We start from the raw sequence: 17,995 nt of genomic DNA, 5'->3' as shown, positions 1-17,995 counted from the left end.
GGGCGCAGCCTGGAGGTCAGGCGGCCCGGGGCGGAGCGGAGGACGCGTGACCGGTTTTCGCAACGACCTGGCCCAGCTCTTGAAGGCCAGGTTCCCGGTCCTCTACGTGGAGTCTTTCGAGGAGCACCGGGTGCTCGCCGAGCTCGCCGCCGTCGCCGGTGACGCGGCGCTCATCCGCACCCCGCGGCCGGTGTGGACCTGGTCGGCGACGACCGGGCTGCTGCAGCCCGACGGGGCGGCCCGCCAGCACACCATGGAGCCCGACAACGCCCTCGACGCGGTCCTGCGCCTCCAGGAGCCCGGCCTCTTCGTCTTCCGCGACCTGCACAACTCGCTCGGCGGTGACATCCCCGCCCTGCCCACCGTCGTGCGGCGGCTGCGGGACATCGCCACCGCCTTCAAGAGCGGCACCGTGCCGCGCACCCTCGTCGTCGTCGCGCCGATGCTGCGCATTCCGCCCGACCTCGACAAGGACGTGACCATCGTCGACTTCCCGCTGCCGACCGAGGCGGAGATCCGCGGCGTGCTGGAGTCGATGATCGCGAGCAACGCGGCGAGCGGCCGGATCCGCATCGACCTCGACGCGGTCGGCCGCGAGAAGTTCGCCAAGGCCGCCGTCGGGCTCACGCTCCACGAGGCGGAGAACGCCTTCGCCCGCGCGATGGTCAACGACGGCATCCTCGACGTCGACGACCTCGGCGTCGTGCACGAGGAGAAGCGCCAGACCGTCCGCAAGTCGGGCCTGCTGGAGTTCGTCGACGCCGATGTGCGCCTCGCCGACGTCGGCGGCCTGGAGAACCTCAAGCGGTGGCTCGCCAAGCGGGACAATTCGTGGCTCGCGGCCGCCGCCGACTACGGCCTGCCGGCGCCCAAGGGCGTGCTCATCACCGGCGTGCCCGGCTGCGGCAAGTCGCTGACCGCGAAGGCGGTCGCCGCCGCGTGGGGGCTGCCGCTGCTCAAGCTGGACATCGGCCGGGTCTTCTCCGGGCTCATCGGCTCCAGCGAGCACAACATGCGCGCCGCGATCCGCACGGCCGAGGCCACCTCGCCCTGCGTCCTGTGGGTCGACGAGATCGAGAAGGGCTTCTCCAGCGGTACCGGCAACGACAGCGGCACGTCGTCGCGCGTCTTCGGCACGTTCCTCACCTGGATGCAGGAGAAGACCAGGCCGGTCTTCGTCATCGCCACCGCCAACGACATCGAGCGGCTGCCGCCGGAACTGCTGCGCAAGGGCCGCTTCGACGAGATCTTCTTCGTCGACCTGCCCACCCGCGCCGAGCGCACCTCGATCTGGAACGTCCACCTGAGCCGCCGGCTCCGCAAGCCCGCGGTCGCCGGCGGGCTCGCCCTGGACGACGCGCTGCTGCGCGAGGTCGGCGATCTGACCGCCGGGTACTCCGGCGCCGAGATCGAGCAGGCGGTCGTCGCCGGGCTGTTCGACGCGTTCTCGGAGCGTCGCCCGCTGCGCCGGGACGACCTGGTGCGGGCCGTGACCGCGATGGTGCCGCTGAGCGTGACCCAGGCCGAGAAGCTCGACGACATCCGGCTCTGGGCGAAGACCCGCGCGGTCGCCGCGACCGCGGCCGAGGACTGGGATCCGGACGAGGAGCCGCCGACCGCTCCCGTACCGTTCGTCGCGCGCCACGGCCGGACACTGGAGATCTAGGGGTACCGCATGAGCATCTCCCTGCTGCTGATCCCCTTGGCGGTGGCGGCCGTCTCGGCTCGGGCCGCCGCCGTCGGCGCGGACTCCAGGACCGTGTGCCGGGTGCAGACCCGCATGCGCGACAGCTCCCTGCTGGCCGAGGCGCTGCGCGCGTGCGCGGCGGAGGTCTCCCGCGACGGCGACGACGTGGTGGCCGACTGGGCCGGTGTGCGGACCCGGTTCGGCCGGGACGGCGAGGGCATCTGGACCGCCCATTTCACCGGTGACGTCGACGAGCCCCGGGCGGTGGAGATCGTCCGAGCGGTCGACGCCGCCTACGGCCGTCAGGTGCAGCAGGCGGTCCTCGCCCGGCTGCAGGAGCGGGCCCCGGCGGCCGGCCTGCGGCTCGAGTCGCGCACCGTGACCCCGGACGCGGCGGTGCGGCTGGTGTTCGCCGTGGAGCACGCGTGAAACGTATCGTCGTGACCGTCGCCGCGGACGGCACCGTGACCGCGGAGACACTGGGCATCCCCGGTTCGGCCTGCCTCGACTACGTCACCGTGCTGGAGGACCTGCTGGAGGCCCGGGCCGTGCGGAGCGCCTTCACGGCCGACTACACCGCGAGCGGCACCACGACCGCCACCCACCGCGCCAGACAGGAAGACCACGATGTCCTTTAGCCGGAAACTGCTGAGCAGCGGGTGGGTCCTGCTGTCGCTGCTCGGCCTGGGCTGCCTGAGCGGCCTCGGCCTGCTCGTCGTCGGCCTGCGCGCCCGGCGCCCCGCGTGGTGGGTGAGCGGCCTGGGCTACCTGCTGGCGACGTGGGCCGTGTTCATCGCCTTTGAGCGGGTGGACCGTGACTCGCCGGCCAGCGGGAACCTCGCGCTCACGTTCTTCGGGCTCTGGCTGGCGAGCGTCATCCACTCCCTGATCGTGAACCCGGGGTGGCTGCGCTGGCAGGAGGAGCGGCTGGCGGCGGCCCGGCGGCTGGCGCCGCCCCCGTCGTTCCCGCCGGCTCCGGCGGGTTTCGGCCCGGCCCCGTTCGGTCCGGTTCAGGCCGCGCCGCCACCGTCAGCGTCCCCGGCCGTGCCCGTGTCGCCCCAGGCCGCGTTTCCGGCCACGCCCGGTCCGGTTCAGGCCGCGCCCTCGTCCCGGTTCCCGGGGTCCCCGTCCCCGTCTCTGTCTCCGTCCCCGGGCACGCCGGTCGGGTTCGGCTTCCCGGACCCGACGTCCGGTCTCCCGGGCGAGGGCGCGGCGCCGGTGTTCGGGCCGGTCGACGTCAACACCGCCACCGCGGCCGAGCTGGCCGGGTTCGGCGAGTTCGACCTGGCCGGCGCCGAGCGGATCGTCGCCGAGCGCACGGCCCGCGGCGGCTTCGGGTCGATCGAGGAGTTCGCCATCGTCGCGCAGTTGGCCCCGCACCAGTTCGCCCGGCTGCGGCACCAGGTGCGCTGCGGCTCCCGCCCCGACATCCCGTCCGCCGGCCGTGTCCTCGACTTCTGAGGACCGCGTCCGCATCGGGCGGTACCTCGCGCGAACCCGTGCCGAGGGGCCCGGCGAGCGGACAGCCGTATGGGTGCAGGGCTGCACGATCCACTGCGCGGGCTGCTTCAACCCGCACCTGTGGACGTTTCGCGGCGGCGCGGAGTGGACCGCCACGGACCTGCTGGCGCGCGTCCTGGCCGAGGAGACCGACGGCCTGACCCTGCTCGGCGGGGAACCGTTCGACCACGCCGCCCCGCTCGCCGCGGTGGCGGCCGGCGTCCGGGACGCCGGCCGCTCCGTCATGACCTTTTCGGGCTACACCACGGCGCAGCTCGACGCGGCCGTCCGCGGCGGACGGACCGGTGTGGCGGCGCTGCTGGCGGCCACCGACCTGCTGATCGCCGGCCCGTTCGTGGCCGGGCTCGTGGACCGCGCCCGCCCGTGGGCCGGCTCGACCAACCAGGAGTTCGTGCCCCTCTCCGACCGCTTCCCGGACCTGCTGGCCGCGGCGCGGTCGACCCCGGACCGCCTGGAGATCACGGTGGCGGCCGACGGTCTCGTGTCCGTCAACGGCTGGGCCGACGACGACACGCTGGACGCGCTGCTCCACGATCTCGGCCGGCGCACGGTCAGCCCCGCACCGTGAGGATCGGGCGCAGCCCGGCGACCGGCAGGGCCACGCCGCCCGCGCCCGGTCCTGCCCGGTCGCGTCGGCCCGGTGACCCGGCGACAGCGAGCCGCTGTGCCACCCGGCGGCGTGCGATCGATGGTGTCAGCGGACCAGCAGGACGACCAGGGTGCGCGGGCCGTGGACGCCCTCGACGCGGTCGAGCTCGATGTCGCTCGTCGCCGACGGGCCGCTGATCAGGGTCAGCGGGTTGGTCGGGGTCAGGCGGGCCAGGAGGTCCGGCACGGTCTGGACGACCTGGTCCGCCCGGACCACGCAGACGTGCCGGTCGGGAACCAGCGTGATCGCCCGGCGGCCCTGGTCCGGGCCGCCGTCGAGGGCGATCGTCCCGGTCTCGGCCACCGCCGCCGCGCACGCGGTCAGGACACCGGCGATGCCGTCGAGGGCCGCCGCGTCGAGCGTGCCGTCGTCGACCACGGCGTCCTCGACACCCCACTCGGGCGGCAGGCCCGGCGGCACGATCAGCCGTCCGCCGACCGGCAGCGCCCCGGCCAGCGCCGAGCGGAGGTCGGCCGCCAGGGCGGCGCGGGAGGTGCGGATCACCGTCGCCTTGTAGTCCTCCAGCCGGTCGACCAACTGGTCGAGGAGCGCCGGGTCGCCGGGGAGCAGCGAGCCGGCCCGGCGGTAGTCCCGCGGGGGATCCGGAACGACCGGGGCGGGCCCGAGCGCCGAGCGGATGCGGGCCAGCACGTCGTCCCGCGCGGTCACGACGCGCTCCTGGCGGCGCGGGCCTTCCACCACTCGCGGAACGTCTGGGCCGGCGGGCGGGGCAGGTCGCGGCTCGCCGTCCACGCCGACAGCGGCGGCGGCAGCGCCGAGATCCGGTCGTGCCGCCGGCCCAGGACCCGCCCCAGCCGCATCAGCCGCTCGGCGCCGCGGAACCGGCCCGGCCGGGCCATCACCCACGACCCGGCCGCCATGCCGATGGCCTCGGGTGACGGCACCGCCCGCTTGGCACGCTCCTCGACGTGCTCGGCCCGCAGGTGGACGAGCAGGCTCGGGATGTCGATCCGCACCGGGCAGGCGTCGAAGCAGGCGCCGCAGAGGCTGGAGGCGTAGGGCAGCGACGCGTTGTCCTCGACGCCGGTCAACTGGGGGCTCAGCACCGCGCCGATCGGGCCGGGGTAGACGGAGCCGTAGGCGTGGCCGCCGGTGCGCTCGTACACCGGGCAGACGTTGAGGCAGGCGCTGCACCGGATGCAGTGCAGCGCGGAGCGGCCGGCCTCGTCGGCGAGGACCGCGGTCCGGCCGTTGTCGAGCAGGACGAGGTGGAACTCCCGCGGGCCGTCGCCGGGCGTGACGCCGGTCCACAGCGACGTGTACGGATTCATCCGCTCGCCCGTCGAAGAGCGGGGGAGGAGCTGGAGGAACACCTCCAGGTCGGTCCACGCCGGGACGACCTTCTCGATGCCCATCACCGTGATGAGCGTCCGCGGCAGGGTCAGGCACATCCGGCCGTTGCCCTCGGACTCGACGACGGCGAGCGTCCCGGTCTCGGCGACGGCGAAGTTGGCGCCCGACACGGCGACCCGCGCCGTCAGGAACTTCCGCCGCAGGTGGGCGCGGGCCGCCATGGCCAGCCGGCGCGGCTCGTCCGTCAGGTCCGGGTCGACCCCCGGCATCTCGCGCAGGAAGATGTCGCGGATCTCCGCGCGGTTGCGGTGGATGGCCGGCACCAGGATGTGTGAGGGCTTGTCGTGGCCGAGCTGGACGATCAGCTCCGCGAGGTCGGTCTCCCAGGCCGCGACGCCGCCGGCCGCCAGGGCCTCGTTGAGCCCGATCTCCTGGGTCGCCATCGACTTGACCTTGACGACCTCGTCGGCGCCGGTGGCCCGGACCAGGTCGAGCACGATCCGGTTGGCCTCGTTGGCGTCGCGGGCCCAGTGGACCGTGCCGCCGCGGGCGATGACCTCCCGCTCCAGCCGCTCCAACTGGGTGTCCAGGGTGGCCATCGTGCGGGCCTTGATCGCCTCGCCGGCGCGGCGCAGTTCCTCCCAGTCGGGCACCTCGCCCACGACCGCGGCGCGCTTGGCGCGGATCGTGCGGGTGGCGTGGCCGAGATTGCGCCGCAACTGGTCGTCGGCCAGCGCCTTGCGGGCCGCGGCCGGGAACGGCTCGTCGCCGCGCAACTGTCCGACGCCGCGCGGGGCGACCGTGGGCATACCGAGGAAGGTCGTCATGTCGCCGCCAGGATCTCCGCGAGGTGTACGGGACGTGTCTCCACCGACAGCCGGGAGAGCCCGCCACCGATGTGCATGAGGCAGGACGAGTCACCCGCCGACACGAACTCGGCCGAGGTGGACAGCACGTTGCGCAGCTTGTCGGCGAGCATCGCCGCGGACGTGTCGGCGTTCTTCAGCGCGAACGTGCCGCCGAAGCCGCAGCACTGCTCGGCCTCGGGCAGCTCGACCAGGTCGATGCCGCGGACCTCCCGCAGCAGCCGCAGCGGCCGGTCGCCGACGCGCAGCATGCGCAGCGAGTGGCAGGTCGGGTGGTAGGTGACCCGGTGCGGGTAGCGTGCGCCGACGTCGGTGACCCCGAGGACGTCGACCAGGAACTCGGACAGCTCGTGGGTGCGCGCGGCCACGTCCTCGGCGCGCGAGGTGAGCTGCGCCTTCCCGGCCCGGCGGGCGACCTCGGCGTGCTGGTGGCGGACCGAGCCGACGCAGGAGCCGGACGGCGCGACGATCGCGTCGAACGGGTCGAAGGTGCGGACGTGGTGCTCCACGAGGCGGACGGCGTCGCGACGGTACCCCGTGTTGATGTGCATCTGCCCGCAGCACGTCTGCGCCTCGGGGAACACCACCTCGTGCCCGAGCCGCTCGATCAGCTCGACGGTGGCCTTGCCGACCTGCGGGAACATCGCGTCGGCGAGGCACGTGACGAACAGCGCCACGCGCATCGGTCACCGCACCTTCCGGGTCGAGGCCCGGCGGCCCCGTGGGTGGCCGCCGGACTCGCGGACGATCAGATCAGGCTGACGCACGGAGGATATCGGCACGGCGCCCGCGGCGGTCAGCGGACCACCACGCCGGCGGTGCGGATGAGGTCCGGGGTCACGTGGAAGCGGCCCTCGAAGCGGGACGGGGCGCCCGGCGTCTTCGCCAGGTGGGACGGCAGGATACGCGCCTCGAAGGTGCCGGCCACCACGTCGATCGTCAGGTGGGCGTCGTGGAAGTCGAGCCAGGTGCCCACGATCGGCGACCACAGCTTGTACACGACCTCCTTGGCGCTGAAGTGCACGGCCGGCCACCAGTCCTCGCCGGACCGCTCGGCGCACCAGGCGAGTTCCTCGGGCAGGCAGATGGCCCGGCGCACGCCGACGGGCAGGATCGTCCGGCGCTCGGCGTCGATGCCGACGGCCCGGACGTCGGGGTCGCGTGCAACGGCCGCCGCGCAGTAGCCGGCGGTATGGGTGATGCTGCCGGTCGTGCCCGGCGGCCAGATCGGCGCCCGGCTGTCCGAAGTGGGCAACGGGTGGCCGTCGATGCCCAGGCGGCGCAGGGCACGCCGCGCGCAGACCCGGCCGGCGGTGAACTCGCGGCGGCGGCTCTCGACCGCGCGGGCGCTCAGCCCGGCGGCCTCCGCCGGCAGCAGCTCGCCGGCGTAGTCGGCCTCGGACGCCGTCTCGACGGCGACGAACTCGGGGAGCAGATCACGCACGGCGTCGACCGTAGCCGGGGTCTACTCGGCGTCCGGCGCCGTGCGGGGCAGGAACAGACCGCCCAGGACCGCGCCGGCCAGCGCCGTCAGCACGACCACACCGCTCCACAGCTCCTCCGTCCAGGTCACGCCCAGCGAGGCCTGGACGCCGATCAGGTGGGTCGGCCAGACCAGCAGCGGGATCAGCACGCCGACGGCCGGCGGCACCAGCCGTCCGCGCCTTGTCGCGACCCACCGGACGGCGACGTCGGCCAGGACGGCGCCGATCAGCGGGTACAACTGGGCGGACAGATGCTCGAAGTCGCGGAACACGCCGTTGGGCACCGCCGCCGCCGTCACCACCAGCGTGATCAGGCCCGCCGGGACACGGCCCAGGCGGCTCCACACGAAGAGCGCCGCGCCGACCATGAGGACGGAGTAGGTGAGGTACTGCGCCAGGCCGAGCACCTGAGCGTCGCGGAACCCGCCGGAGCCGGCCGGCGCGTCGGTGAACGGCGACAGGTAGCTCAGGAAGAAGGCGGCCACCGCGGTCGCGCTGAGCATGCAGGTGAGCACCGGCACGTCACCGGCCAGGCCCGGACCGGACCGCTTCGCGGCCGCCGCGCGGACCGGGGTGGCGATCATCAGCGAGCCGGCGGTGAGCAGGAGCAGATGCGGCGGGCTGAGCAGCGCCTCGAGGTTGACCTCGATGCCGAGCAGCGTGTGCCACACCAGGTCGGCGGCGCCGCCGACGGCGAAGAGCACGGCGCCCAGGACGCCGAGGCCGTAGCCGGCCGGGAACCAGTCGCGGACCGGTCCCACCGGCCGGCCGCGCCAGAGCGCCGGTGGGACCAGCGCCAGCGCCAGCACCGCGTAACCGCTGTAGAGCACCCCGTGCCACGGCGTGAAGAACGTCTCCAGCTCCGGCACGTGGGAGTGGGCCCAGCCGTCGAGGTAGAGGCCGCCGGCCAGCCACAGCGTGGCGAGCGCCACGAGCAGGTCACGCCGGTGTGTGGAGACCGGCCGGGTCGGGGTGGTGCGTTCGATGACGGTGGTCGCCATCCATCGATCCTGACGCATCGGGACGGTTCACACAGCCCCGTTTCGGATATCGACGTTGCCCGCCGGATCGTCGGGCCGGACCGGCCGGCGAGCCGATCGCCCAGGAACCGGCGGTGGCCGGCCGCCGTTGTCGCCGCCGTGCTCGAACCGCACCGTGACCGACGTCACGGTCAGCTCGACGCCGCGGATACCGGGTCGCGGTCGGCCTACGGCCCGGGCAGACTCGCCCCCTGGGCCCGCAGCACCCGCTGCACCTGTTCCGCCGAGATCTCGCGGGGCGCCTTGCCGGTGCGGGAGGCGAGCGCGGCGCACACACCGGCCGCCTGACCCGTGGCCATCGAGATCGGCATGATGCGGTACGAGCTGTGCGCCACATGGTCGCCGGAGATGCACCGCCCGGCGACCAGCAGGCCGTCGACGTCGCGCGGGAGCAGGCTGCGCAGCGGGATGTCGTAGGAGGCGCCCCGCGGCAGCCGGCGCAGGATCGTGCCCCGTCCGTTGGGGTTGTGGATGTCGACCGGATACGCGCCGCGCGCGATCACGTCGTCGAAGTTCCGCGCGCTCAGCACGTCTTCGCCGGTCAACTGGTAGTCGCCGAGGACACGGCGGGTCTCCCGCACGCCGACCTGCACGCCGCTCTGGATGACGTAGGCGTCGCCGAAGCCCGGCACCCGATTGTGCAGGAAACGGGCGATCTGTGCCATCTGGTGGTGGGTGACCAGTTCGGCCCGCGTCAGGTCCCAGACGCTGATCCCCAGGCCGCCGAAGCGCGTGGAGTTGACCGAGACCTCGTCCGGGTGCGGCGTGGCGAAGAACAGGACGTCTTCCCGCGGCAGGTCCAGCTCACCGGCGTCGCGGGCGATCCGGATCAGGTCCCACAGCCCGTGCACGCCCCGCCACTGGTCGGGGTGCTCCCGGACGTACTCCAGGAATTCCTCGCGGTGGAAGTTGCCGACGCGGAACATCAGTGTCATCGGCTGGGTCAGCCCGTCCTCGGGGCGCCCGATCTCGTAGGGGGCGCCGGCCGCCGCGGCCAGGTCGCCGTCGCCGGTGCAGTCGATGACGACGTCGGCGTCGAGCACGACCGGGCCGGACTTGGTCTCGAACACGCACCGCGACCCGCCGTCGGGCAGCGTCGTGCAGTCGGACGCGAACGAGTGCAGCAGCAGCCGCACCCCGCAACCCGCCAGCATGTCGTACGTGACGAGCTTGAAGATCTCCGGATCGAACGGCACGGTGTAGCCGGTGTCCTTGGTCGGCTGGATCGCGCCGCCGGCCCGGACGAGCCGGTCGAGCAGCATCCACAGCACCCCGGCCACGACCGGCTCGCCCTCACCGTGATCGGTCGGCAGCAGCCGGTTGTCCTCGCCGGCGACCGCCTGCTTGATCTCGTTGTGGAAGCTCATCAGCGGCATGACGAGCGCTGCGGTCGCGTTGCCGCCGAGAAAGCCGTACCGCTCGACGAGCACCACCTCGGCGCCCGCCGCGGCCGCTCCCATGGCGGCTCCGAAACCGGCCGGACCGCCGCCCACCACCAGGACCTCGGAGTGCCCGCCGTGCACAGCGGAGCGCGGCGGTAGCTGCACCTTCGGCAGCCCGGCCGGCGCGCGCAGTCCGGTCATGCGGCCTCCGCTGCGCTCCGGCCGCCCGACCTCCGCACTGAGCCCATGGTGACCGGCCCCTCCGCTGCGCTCCGGACCGGTCACGCGGCCTCCGCTGCGCTCCGGCCGCCCGACCTCCGCACTGAGCCCATGGTGACCGGCCCCTCCGCTGCGCTCCGGACCGGTCACGCGGCCTCCGCTGCGCTCCGGACCGGTCACGCGGCCTCCGCTGCGCTCCGGCCGCCCGACCTCCGCACTGAGCCCATGGTGACCGGCCCCTCCGCTGCGCTCCGGACCGGTCACGCGGCCTCCGCTGCGCTCCGGACCGGTCACGTCGCCACCCGTTCCGGCGCCGGCGTCGCCTTGTAGCCGTTGAAGGTCGACAGTTGCGGCGCGATCCGGTCGAGCTGCGCGCCGAGGCGCCGGCCGGTCTCCGTCGCGCGTTGCCGCAGCGCCGCCACGCGAGCCGCGATGTCCTCCAGCCGCTGCGGTCGCTCGTCCCACAGCCGATCGACCTGCGCCAGCAGCGGCCCGGCCGCCTCCCGTACCACACCCCGGGGAACGGGCGCGCCGATGCGCTGGGCGAAGTCGAACACCTTTCCGGCGTACGGCAGTGCGAGCAACGGCACTCCGGAGAGCGCCGCGAAGATCAGGAAGTGCAGCCGCATGCCGACCGCCAGGTCGAGGTGCCGCATGAGGTCGAGAATCTGTCCGGGCCGGAACTCACCGTGCAGCACCCGGCAGTGCTCCGCCGCCGTCATGCGGGACAGCACCGCGTGCGCGTGCCGTATGTCGGAGCGCTCCATGGGCACGAACAGCAGCGCCGCGTCGAGCCGGTGGACGATGAAGTCCCCGACGTGGGCGAGCAACTGGTGATACTCGTCGGCGGCCAGGTGCTGGGCGGCGCGCCCCGGTTCACGGACACTCATCCCGACCACCCGCCGGCCCGGCGGGAGGGAGTCGTGCAGGATGCCGATGTTGAACTCCTCCGGTTGCAGCAGCAGCGCCGGGTCCGCGGTCACGGTCACCCGGCTGGTCACCCCGGCCTCCTCGAGGGCGACCTTGGACTCTTCGTCCCGGACTGTCACCTCCATCGCGGCGGACAGCGTCTCGCGGGTCATGGCGCAGTCGAGGTCCTCGGTGAGCGGGCCGGCGCCCAGCGCGTACGTGAACACCGGCACCCGTTGTTCCTGCGCGGTGCGTACGACGCGGAGGTACCGGCGGGCCTCCGTGTCGTACAGAATCCCGCCACCGCCGAGGACCAGCAGATCGAGCCGGGCCAAGGCCTCCGCGGTCCGGTCGCGGCTCACGCCCTCCCACGGCGCCACGGTGACGTCCGGATGTGCCCGTGCGGTGTGTTCGGGGTCGCGCGAAAGCACCAGGACGTCCGTGTCGGGCCGGCGTGCTCGCAGGTCGGTCAGCAAGCTGGTCAGAATGGCTTCATCGCCGAGGTTGTAGCCGCCGTACGAGCCGAGGACGCCCACCCGGGGGCCGTGTTCCGTCATCGCGCGCCTCCTTCCGCCGCGGGGGGTCGTCCGATCTACCCAGCGGGCGAAGCGTCACACCCGACCCTTATGGTGGATTTCGTCAAGCGTCATCGAGCGGAGGCGGCAGGGGACCACCTGTGATCCACTTCCCGGCTGTGCGGCGGGGACCGCTGCGGGCACTCAGCGTGCGGCTCGGCCTCGCGTTGGGGCTCGTCGTGCTGATCGTGCTGGCGGTCTACACCGATCGGAACGGCTACCGCGACGTCAACGAAGACGGGATGTCCCTGCTCGACTCCTTCTACTACACCGTTGTGACCCTCTCCACGACGGGCTACGGCGACATCACGCCGGTCTCGGAGTCGGCCCGGCTGGTCAACGTCCTGCTCGTCACCCCTGCCCGCGTCCTGTTCCTGATCATCCTGGTCGGCACCACACTCGAGGTGCTGACCGAGCAGTACCGCACCAGCCTGCGGCTGGAACGGTGGAGGAAGCGCGTGAAGAACCACGTCATCGTCTGCGGCTACGGCACGAAGGGTCGCGCCGCCGTCGGCACCCTGCTGGAGAACGGGCTGGACAAGTCCCAGGTCGTGGTCGTGGAGCGGAACCCGACCGCCCTGCGGCAGGCCACCGCCGACGGGCTCGTCGCCATCGAGGGCTCGGCGACCCGCTCCACGGTCCTCAAGGAGGCCGCCGTCCAGGACGCCCGCGCCGTGATCATCGCCACCGACTCCGACGACGCCTCCGTGCTGGTCACGTTGACCGTCCGGCAGATGACCGCCGGCAAGGTGTCGATCATCGCGGCGGCGCGCGAGGCGGAAAACGGTCCGCTGCTGCGCCAGTCCGGCGCGCACCACGTCGTCGTGTCGTCCGCGACCGCCGGCCGGCTGCTGGGCCTGTCGACGACCGCGCCGCCGCTCATCGAGGTGGTCGAGGACCTGCTCACCCCCGGTCAGGGCATGGCGCTGGCGATGCGCTCGGCCCGTCGCGACGAGGTCGGCCTGGCGCCGCGCGAACTGACCGAACTCGTCATCGCGCTGTTCCGCCGTGGCAAGGTGCTGTCGCTCGCCGACCCGGAGGGCACCACGATCCAGACCGGCGACATGGTGGTCTACGTCCGCGACGACCGGCCCGAGACGGTCCCGGCCATGCCGTAGGGTCCTTCGCGTGAGGTCGCGCGTCGGGATCCTGCTGGGGATCGTGGTCCTCGTGCTGCTGTGGGGCGCGCCGGGATACGCGCACGGCGGCGCCACGGTCACCGTCCACTCCGACGGCCGCGGATCGGTGTGGATCACCGCCCGGTGGCAGGACGGGCATCCGATCAACGAGCCGACCCCGGTCACCCTGACCGCCGTGCCGGTGTCCGGCAGCGGCCCGTCGGTGGGCCCGTCGACGCTGCGGCAGACCGGCGACGAGCGGGGCACCCAGACGTACGGTGGCGCGCTGGCACCCGGCCTCTGGCAGGTCGCGGTGGATCTGGGCGCCCCGGTCGACGGGCACTGCCAGGCGCGGGTCCCGGTGGCGGCGGGCGACGCCTCCCCGGCACCCGTGGAGGTGGCCTGCCTGATCCCGGCGACGCGGACCTCGGCCGCCGCGCCGCCGCCCGGCACCGCCGGCGGCAGCCTCGCCCCCCTGTGGTTCACCCTGGGCGGTCTGGCCGTGGCCGGCGCGGTGCTGGGATGGTACGTGGCGCGCCGCCGGATGGCGCGGGGCGAACAGGGCGTTCCAAGCCGGGAGCGCTAGAGTCGCTGCCGTGACTGGTGCGCCTGACGGGGGACTCGGCGGGGTGACGGACCCGGCCACGGAGGCGCTGCTCGCCGCCCAGCAGGGGGACGAGCGCGCCGCGGCCGCGTTCGTGCGGTCGACGCAGCCGGAGGTCTGGCGGTTCGTGGCCGCGCTCGTCGGCGTCGCCCATGCCGACGACGTGACCCAGGACACCTACCTGCGCGCCTTCCGGTCGTTGCCCGATTTCGCCGGCCGGTCGACCGCGCGCACGTGGGTGCTCGCCATCGCCCGGCGGGCCTGCGTCGACCACGTGCGGGCCGCGGTCCGGTCCCGCCGGCTGGAGGCCAGGGTCGTCGCCGAGCCGGAGCGGTTCGCCGACAGCGACCACGCCGGCCTGCACGCCACCGGCGACCTCGTCGCCGCCCTGCCCGCCGAGCGCCGGGTCGCGTTCGTGCTGACGCAGATGCTCGGCCTGTCCTACGCCGAGGCCGCCGAGATCGAGGACGTGCCCGTCGGCACGATCCGCTCCCGGGTGGCCCGGGCCCGCGCCGACCTCGTCGCCGCCATCACCGCCGCCCGAGTCGGATGACCCCCCACCCCCACCCCCCTGCCCACGCCCCCCACGCCCCTCCCCACGTCCCTGCCCGCGTCGATCTTGCAGTTGTGGTGCCATGATGCTCCGTTTTTGTCCGACTTTGTCCACCACCACAACTGCAAGATCGACGCGGGGAGTAGGGCGGTGGTGCAGTGCTCTTGTGGGGGTCGTCTTCGGGGTGGCGCTCGCCCTCGGGTACACCACCGCCGCCCACGCGCACGGCGCCGACGCGCCCGTGGCCGTCGACTACCGGGTCGAGGTCGCCTCGGTCTCGGTGCCCGGCGTGGTCGTGCGTCCCGTCGAGGGCGGCGCCAGGCTGGAACTCAAGAACGAGTCTGGGCGCGAGGTCGTCATCCTCGGGCTGCAGGGCGAGGAGTTCCTGCGCGTACGGCCCGACGGCGTCGACGAGAACCGCAAGTCCCCGACGTGGTTCGCCAGCCGTTCGCTGAGCGCTTCCGGCAAGGGCGGCGACGCCAAGGCGATGCCGGAGTGGCACACCGTCTCCATGGATCCGGTCGTGCGGTGGCACGACGAGCGCGCCCGGGAGTTGCCGGCCCGCGCCTGGAGCGTGCCACTGCTCCTCGACCGGCAGGACCCCGGCATCGTCCGCGGCACGATCGTCGCCGCGCCGGCGCCGGCGACCGGCTGGTGGTGGGCGGGCGCGGTCGTCGTCGCGGCGGTCGTCGCGGCCCTGTACCGCTGGAAGTGGGTGCTGGTCACCGCGGCCGTCGTCGGCGGCGGCTTCACCGTCGCCTGGATCGTCGGCGGCGCCTGGCTCGCCGTCTCACCGTCGGAGAGCCTCACGACCCAACTGGTGGCCCGGCTCTGGCCGTTGCTCACCGGCGTCGGCGTCGTGGTGGCCGGGCTCGCGCTCACCGCCCGGCGGGTCGACATCGTCGTGGCCGTCGCGGGGGCGTGCCTGGCCGTCATGGTGGGGTTCGCGGATTCCGGGGCGTTCCGCTACGGCGTCCTCGCCGGGCCGTCCTGGGGGCGCTGGGCCGTGGCGACCGCGCTGGCCGCCGGGCTCGGGCTCCTTGTCGCCGGTGGTGTTCGGTGGTACCGCACCATGGGCGACGGCAACTGACCAGAGATCCGTCGGAATGGCGGGCTCCATGATCAAGCAATGCCGCGAAGTCCAGCCCTGCAGCCCCTTCCCGCCGCCGTGCCGCTCGATCGCATGATCATGGGAAAGATGTGGCTGCCCCGATAGCCAGGTCTTTCCCATGATCATGGAGTTGCCCGGAGCCGCCCCGGATCACGGCTGGTGAGCGCGGTGCGGTTGCCGGCGGGGGCCCGGCACTGTTCCGCTCGGGAAAGTGCCGAGGGGGTGGGTCACGAAGGGCGATAGCGGGGGCGAGGAAGCAGGCGGGTCGTCGGGAGGGCCGGCGCCGGCAGGGGGTCCTCACCGCCGGGCACCGGGGCGAACCTCGACGTGTCGGCGGCCGTCCACGCCGTGCGGGCCGCGACGATCTCCTCGTGGGAGCGTGCGACGAAATTCCACCACATCACGAGTTCCTCCTCGAACGGCACGCCGCCCAGGAGGAAGCACCGCGCCTCGCCGTCGGCCTCGAACCGCAGCGTGTCGCGCAGCGCACCGAGGTACAGCAGCGATCCGGGCGACACGGGGACGCCCTCGACGCTGACCGTGCCCTCGGTCACCACCACGGCGTGCTCAAAATCGTGCCGCACCCCGAGCGTCGCCGAGGCGCCGGCGGTGAGGGCCAGGTCGGCGCCCAGCAGTTCGGAGTGGACGACCGCCGGCGAGGACGCCCCGCCCAGCTCGCCGACGGCGACCGTGACCCGCGCGCCGCCGGTCTCGACGACGGGCAGGTCCGGCAGGTGCTGGAACGACGGGTCGACGTGCCGGCTGTCGTCGGGCAGGGCGACCCAGAGCTGCAGGCCGTGGAGCAGTGGTGGGTGCTCGGTCGGCGAGTTTTCCGAGTGGGCGATGCCGCGCCCGGCCGTCATGATGTTCAGTTGGCCGGGGCGGATCACCTGGTCCGAGCCCAGGCTGTCCCGGTGGCGCACCTCGCCGCCGAGCAGCCAGGTCACCGTCTGCAGGCCGATGTGCGGGTGCGGCGGCACGCGCATCCCGGGGCCACCGGTGATGTCCTCCGGGCCGAAGTGGTCGAGGAAGCACCAGGCGCCCACCGTCCGCCGGGTCTTGTTGGGCAGGCTGCGCCGCACGACCGTGTAGCGCCCCAGCGGCACGTCACGGCCCTCGAGGAGTTCGGCGCAGGGTGCGCTGGCGGTCTCGACGGGCAGGCCGACCTCGGCGGGCAGGCTCTCCAGGTTGCTCACGGCTCCGATTGTGCCCGCCGGACCCGCCGGCGACCACGGCCTCGCTTCCGGGGACACCGGACGCCCGGGACAGGTATTTTGTCCGATGTGCTGGCACTTGTCGTGGCGCTGGTCGCCGTTGCCGTCGCGGGCGGCGCGGTGTTCCTGGCGTACCAGGTGCTGCGGGCGGTCCGGCTGGGTGCCGTGGACGTCGCCGAGCTCGTCGCCGCGCACCGGCTGGCAGCGGCGCGCGCCGACGCCGAGCGGGTCTGCGCCTGGGCGGTCAGCGAGCGCGAGACGTTCGAGAAGATCATCACGCGCGGGGTCGTCGGTGCGGCCGTCCGCAACGCCGGGCAGACTCCCGTGTACGACCTGGAGATCGTCTTCCGCGACCCACCGGCGGCCTGGACCGCGGTCCGGCGGGTGCGGATCGTGCCGCCGTCGGAGCAGCCCGAGGTCTACGCCGGCTTCGACGAGGAGAAGACCGAGGGTCCCGTCGACCGTGACCGGATCAACGAGGACGGGACCATCCGGCTCGCGCCGTCGGCGGACATGCACGTCGAGCTGTGGTTCACCGACGGCAGGGGACGGCGGTGGCAGCGCGACGGCACGGGGATGCTCAACCAGGTCGGCGAGAACGTCGCCCGCCGGCCCGCGCCCGTCGAATCCGCCTAGCCGCCAGGACCGGGCCCAGCCGCTAGGACAGAGCGAAGGCGACCGTCTCGGCGGCGGCGATCGCGGCGCCGCGGGCGCCGGCCATGTCGCGGTCGGGGACCAGGGCGAACGTGGACACGGCCGCCTGTTCCTCGCGCAGCAGGGTGTGGTGGCGGACCCGGTCCAGGAACCAGTCGCGGAAGTGCGGCGCCGCCTCGACCACGCCGCCACCGACGAAGTAGCAGTCCGGGTCGGTGAAGTTGGCCGAGATGGTGAACAGCCGGCCCAGGCCCATCGCCTGCTGCTCGAAGATCCGCAGCGCCAGCTCGTCGCGCTGCTCGGCGAAGGAACGGACCTGCTTCGCCGCGGCTTTGAGGCTCTCGACGCCGTGCAGCGGGTGGTCGGGATACCGGGTCAGCCAGTACGGCAGGAGGTTGCGCACGATGCCGGTGAGGGAGCTGACGCTCTCCACGTCGCCGACGAACCCGCAGCCGCACGACGGCAACGGCTGTCCCTCCTCCAGCAGGCCGTGCATCGGGATGTGGACGTGGCCCAGCTCGCCGGCCATGCCGGCCGCACCCCGGATGACCTTGCCCTGCTCGACGACGCCGCCGCCGAGGCCGGTGCCGACGATCGCGGAGATCGACGACTTGGTGTGCGCCTCGGCGCCGAAGTGGACGTGGTGCGCGTAGAGCGCGGCCGCGTTGCCGTCGTTGTTGTAGATCACGGGCAGGCCGAGCCGGGCCTCCAGCGCGCCGCGGAAGTCGAAGCCCCACCAGGCGGGCTGGGAGAAGTTCGTCGCGCCCTTGGCCGAGATGACGCCGTCGGCGCTGGCCGGGCCCGGTGTGTCGAGGCCGACCGCGGCGACCCGGGAGCGGTCCACCTTGGTCACGGCGAGGATGTTGTCCAACGCGGCGGCGAGCGACTCGACGGCGATCTCCGGGCCTTCGAGGACCCGGCTGGGCACCTCCACGAGCCCGTCGACCAGGTAGGTGCCGGTGCGGTCGAGCACCGTGGCGTTGTTCGCCGTGCCGCCGTTGTCGAGCCCGACCACGACCCAGTCCCCGGTCGCGGCAACCTTCGGCACCACCATGTCCAGCACCCTCCTTCGGTCGAGGCGCACCGCGAGATCGA

At 73.5% G+C, this 17,995-nt stretch carries 19 protein-coding genes; 10 read left to right on the top strand and 9 right to left on the bottom strand.

Going from position 1 to position 17,995, the window contains the following annotated elements; translation table 11 throughout:
* The first annotated feature begins 46 nt into the window (after positions 1 to 46).
* The 5 genes from Drose_RS29040 to Drose_RS29020 are packed head-to-tail and all read left to right on the top strand — an operon-like array spanning position 47 to position 3,776.
* Positions 47 to 1,666, top strand: coding sequence for an AAA family ATPase (locus tag Drose_RS29040; protein ID WP_260724476.1), 1,620 nt, complete (start codon positions 47 to 49; stop codon positions 1,664 to 1,666).
* A 9-nt stretch (positions 1,667 to 1,675) separates the two neighbouring features.
* A complete protein-coding gene (locus Drose_RS29035; RefSeq protein WP_260724475.1) occupies positions 1,676 to 2,116 on the top strand; it encodes a hypothetical protein in 441 nt (146 codons plus the stop codon).
* A complete protein-coding gene (locus tag Drose_RS29030; RefSeq protein WP_260724474.1) occupies positions 2,113 to 2,325 on the top strand; it encodes a DUF2997 domain-containing protein in 213 nt (70 codons plus the stop codon). Before Drose_RS29035 ends, Drose_RS29030 begins: the two co-directional genes overlap by 4 nt.
* Positions 2,315 to 3,148 carry a ComEA family DNA-binding protein gene (locus Drose_RS29025; protein ID WP_260724473.1) on the top strand — a complete coding sequence of 278 codons (834 nt, stop codon included), beginning with the start codon at positions 2,315 to 2,317 and terminating at the stop codon, positions 3,146 to 3,148. Before Drose_RS29030 ends, Drose_RS29025 begins: the two co-directional genes overlap by 11 nt.
* Complete coding sequence (locus Drose_RS29020; protein WP_260724472.1) at positions 3,132 to 3,776, top strand: radical SAM protein; 645 nt, start codon at positions 3,132 to 3,134, stop codon at positions 3,774 to 3,776. Before Drose_RS29025 ends, Drose_RS29020 begins: the two co-directional genes overlap by 17 nt.
* Positions 3,777 to 3,902: 126 nt before the next feature.
* Here Drose_RS29020 and Drose_RS29015 read toward each other — a convergent pair whose 3' ends face one another.
* From Drose_RS29015 to Drose_RS28985, 7 genes are all read right to left on the bottom strand, one after another.
* Positions 3,903 to 4,526 (bottom strand): LutC/YkgG family protein, encoded by a 624-nt coding sequence (locus tag Drose_RS29015; RefSeq protein WP_260724471.1) that lies wholly within the window; start codon positions 4,524 to 4,526, stop codon positions 3,903 to 3,905.
* Positions 4,523 to 5,998 carry a LutB/LldF family L-lactate oxidation iron-sulfur protein gene (locus Drose_RS29010; RefSeq protein ID WP_260724470.1) on the bottom strand — a complete coding sequence of 492 codons (1,476 nt, stop codon included), beginning with the start codon at positions 5,996 to 5,998 and terminating at the stop codon, positions 4,523 to 4,525. The genes Drose_RS29015 and Drose_RS29010 overlap by 4 nt, the downstream gene beginning before the upstream one ends.
* The gene (locus Drose_RS29005) at positions 5,995 to 6,720 is read right to left on the bottom strand and encodes a (Fe-S)-binding protein (protein WP_260724469.1); all 726 of its coding nucleotides are present in this window, start codon (positions 6,718 to 6,720) and stop codon (positions 5,995 to 5,997) included. The genes Drose_RS29010 and Drose_RS29005 overlap by 4 nt, the downstream gene beginning before the upstream one ends.
* A gap of 113 nt (positions 6,721 to 6,833) precedes the next feature.
* The gene (locus Drose_RS29000) at positions 6,834 to 7,481 is read right to left on the bottom strand and encodes a 4'-phosphopantetheinyl transferase family protein (protein ID WP_260724468.1); all 648 of its coding nucleotides are present in this window, start codon (positions 7,479 to 7,481) and stop codon (positions 6,834 to 6,836) included.
* Positions 7,482 to 7,502: 21 nt separating this feature from the next.
* Complete coding sequence (locus tag Drose_RS28995; RefSeq protein WP_260724467.1) at positions 7,503 to 8,522, bottom strand: hypothetical protein; 1,020 nt, start codon at positions 8,520 to 8,522, stop codon at positions 7,503 to 7,505.
* Positions 8,523 to 8,728: 206 nt separating this feature from the next.
* Positions 8,729 to 10,144, bottom strand: coding sequence for an FAD-dependent oxidoreductase (locus Drose_RS28990; protein WP_260724466.1), 1,416 nt, complete (start codon positions 10,142 to 10,144; stop codon positions 8,729 to 8,731).
* Between the two features lie 308 nt (positions 10,145 to 10,452).
* Positions 10,453 to 11,628, bottom strand: coding sequence for a polysaccharide pyruvyl transferase family protein (locus tag Drose_RS28985; protein ID WP_260724465.1), 1,176 nt, complete (start codon positions 11,626 to 11,628; stop codon positions 10,453 to 10,455).
* A 119-nt stretch (positions 11,629 to 11,747) separates the two neighbouring features.
* On the opposite strand from Drose_RS28985, the gene Drose_RS28980 reads away from it, so the two are divergent.
* The 4 genes from Drose_RS28980 (at position 11,748) to Drose_RS28965 (ending at position 15,011) form a co-directional block, all read left to right on the top strand.
* Positions 11,748 to 12,764 (top strand): potassium channel family protein, encoded by a 1,017-nt coding sequence (locus Drose_RS28980; protein ID WP_260724464.1) that lies wholly within the window; start codon positions 11,748 to 11,750, stop codon positions 12,762 to 12,764.
* A gap of 10 nt (positions 12,765 to 12,774) precedes the next feature.
* Positions 12,775 to 13,350, top strand: coding sequence for a hypothetical protein (locus Drose_RS28975; protein WP_260724463.1), 576 nt, complete (start codon positions 12,775 to 12,777; stop codon positions 13,348 to 13,350).
* Between the two features lie 10 nt (positions 13,351 to 13,360).
* Positions 13,361 to 13,921: a sigma-70 family RNA polymerase sigma factor gene (locus tag Drose_RS28970; protein WP_260724462.1), complete on the top strand. Its 561-nt coding sequence runs from the start codon at positions 13,361 to 13,363 to the stop codon at positions 13,919 to 13,921.
* A 166-nt stretch (positions 13,922 to 14,087) separates the two neighbouring features.
* On the top strand, positions 14,088 to 15,011 hold the full coding sequence (locus tag Drose_RS28965) for a hypothetical protein (protein WP_260724461.1): 924 nt from the start codon (positions 14,088 to 14,090) through the stop codon (positions 15,009 to 15,011).
* Between the two features lie 248 nt (positions 15,012 to 15,259).
* On the opposite strand, the gene Drose_RS28960 is transcribed toward Drose_RS28965, so the two are convergent.
* Positions 15,260 to 16,228 (bottom strand): pirin family protein, encoded by a 969-nt coding sequence (locus tag Drose_RS28960; RefSeq protein WP_260724460.1) that lies wholly within the window; start codon positions 16,226 to 16,228, stop codon positions 15,260 to 15,262.
* Positions 16,229 to 16,315: 87 nt separating this feature from the next.
* Here Drose_RS28960 and Drose_RS28955 point away from each other — a divergent pair, with 87 nt between their 5' ends.
* Positions 16,316 to 16,882 (top strand): hypothetical protein, encoded by a 567-nt coding sequence (locus Drose_RS28955; protein WP_260724459.1) that lies wholly within the window; start codon positions 16,316 to 16,318, stop codon positions 16,880 to 16,882.
* Between the two features lie 22 nt (positions 16,883 to 16,904).
* Here Drose_RS28955 and Drose_RS28950 read toward each other — a convergent pair whose 3' ends face one another.
* Positions 16,905 to 17,954, bottom strand: a complete 1,050-nt coding sequence (locus tag Drose_RS28950; RefSeq protein ID WP_260729839.1) for an ROK family protein — start codon at positions 17,952 to 17,954, stop codon at positions 16,905 to 16,907.
* Between the last annotated feature and the right edge of the window lie 41 nt (positions 17,955 to 17,995).

The sequence above is a fragment of the Dactylosporangium roseum genome, from assembly GCF_025264685.1.
GTDB classification, from domain to species: Bacteria; Actinomycetota; Actinomycetes; order Mycobacteriales; family Micromonosporaceae; genus Dactylosporangium; species Dactylosporangium roseum.
This window is presented reverse-complemented; position numbering and strand designations above follow the sequence as displayed.

Excerpts from the sequence above, each read along its gene's own strand:
- Drose_RS29010 (WP_260724470.1), bottom strand. The coding sequence starts at position 5,998 with ATGACGACCTTCCTCGGTATGCCCACGGTCGCCCCGCGCGGCGTCGGA.
- Drose_RS28995 (WP_260724467.1), bottom strand. The coding sequence starts at position 8,522 with ATGGCGACCACCGTCATCGAACGCACCACCCCGACCCGGCCGGTCTCC.
- Drose_RS28950 (WP_260729839.1), bottom strand. The coding sequence starts at position 17,954 with ATGGTGGTGCCGAAGGTTGCCGCGACCGGGGACTGGGTCGTGGTCGGG.
- Drose_RS28985 (WP_260724465.1), bottom strand. The coding sequence starts at position 11,628 with ATGACGGAACACGGCCCCCGGGTGGGCGTCCTCGGCTCGTACGGCGGC.
- Drose_RS28990 (WP_260724466.1), bottom strand. The coding sequence starts at position 10,144 with ATGACCGGACTGCGCGCGCCGGCCGGGCTGCCGAAGGTGCAGCTACCG.
- Drose_RS29005 (WP_260724469.1), bottom strand. The coding sequence starts at position 6,720 with ATGCGCGTGGCGCTGTTCGTCACGTGCCTCGCCGACGCGATGTTCCCG.
- Drose_RS29035 (WP_260724475.1), top strand. The coding sequence starts at position 1,676 with ATGAGCATCTCCCTGCTGCTGATCCCCTTGGCGGTGGCGGCCGTCTCG.
- Drose_RS29025 (WP_260724473.1), top strand. The coding sequence starts at position 2,315 with ATGTCCTTTAGCCGGAAACTGCTGAGCAGCGGGTGGGTCCTGCTGTCG.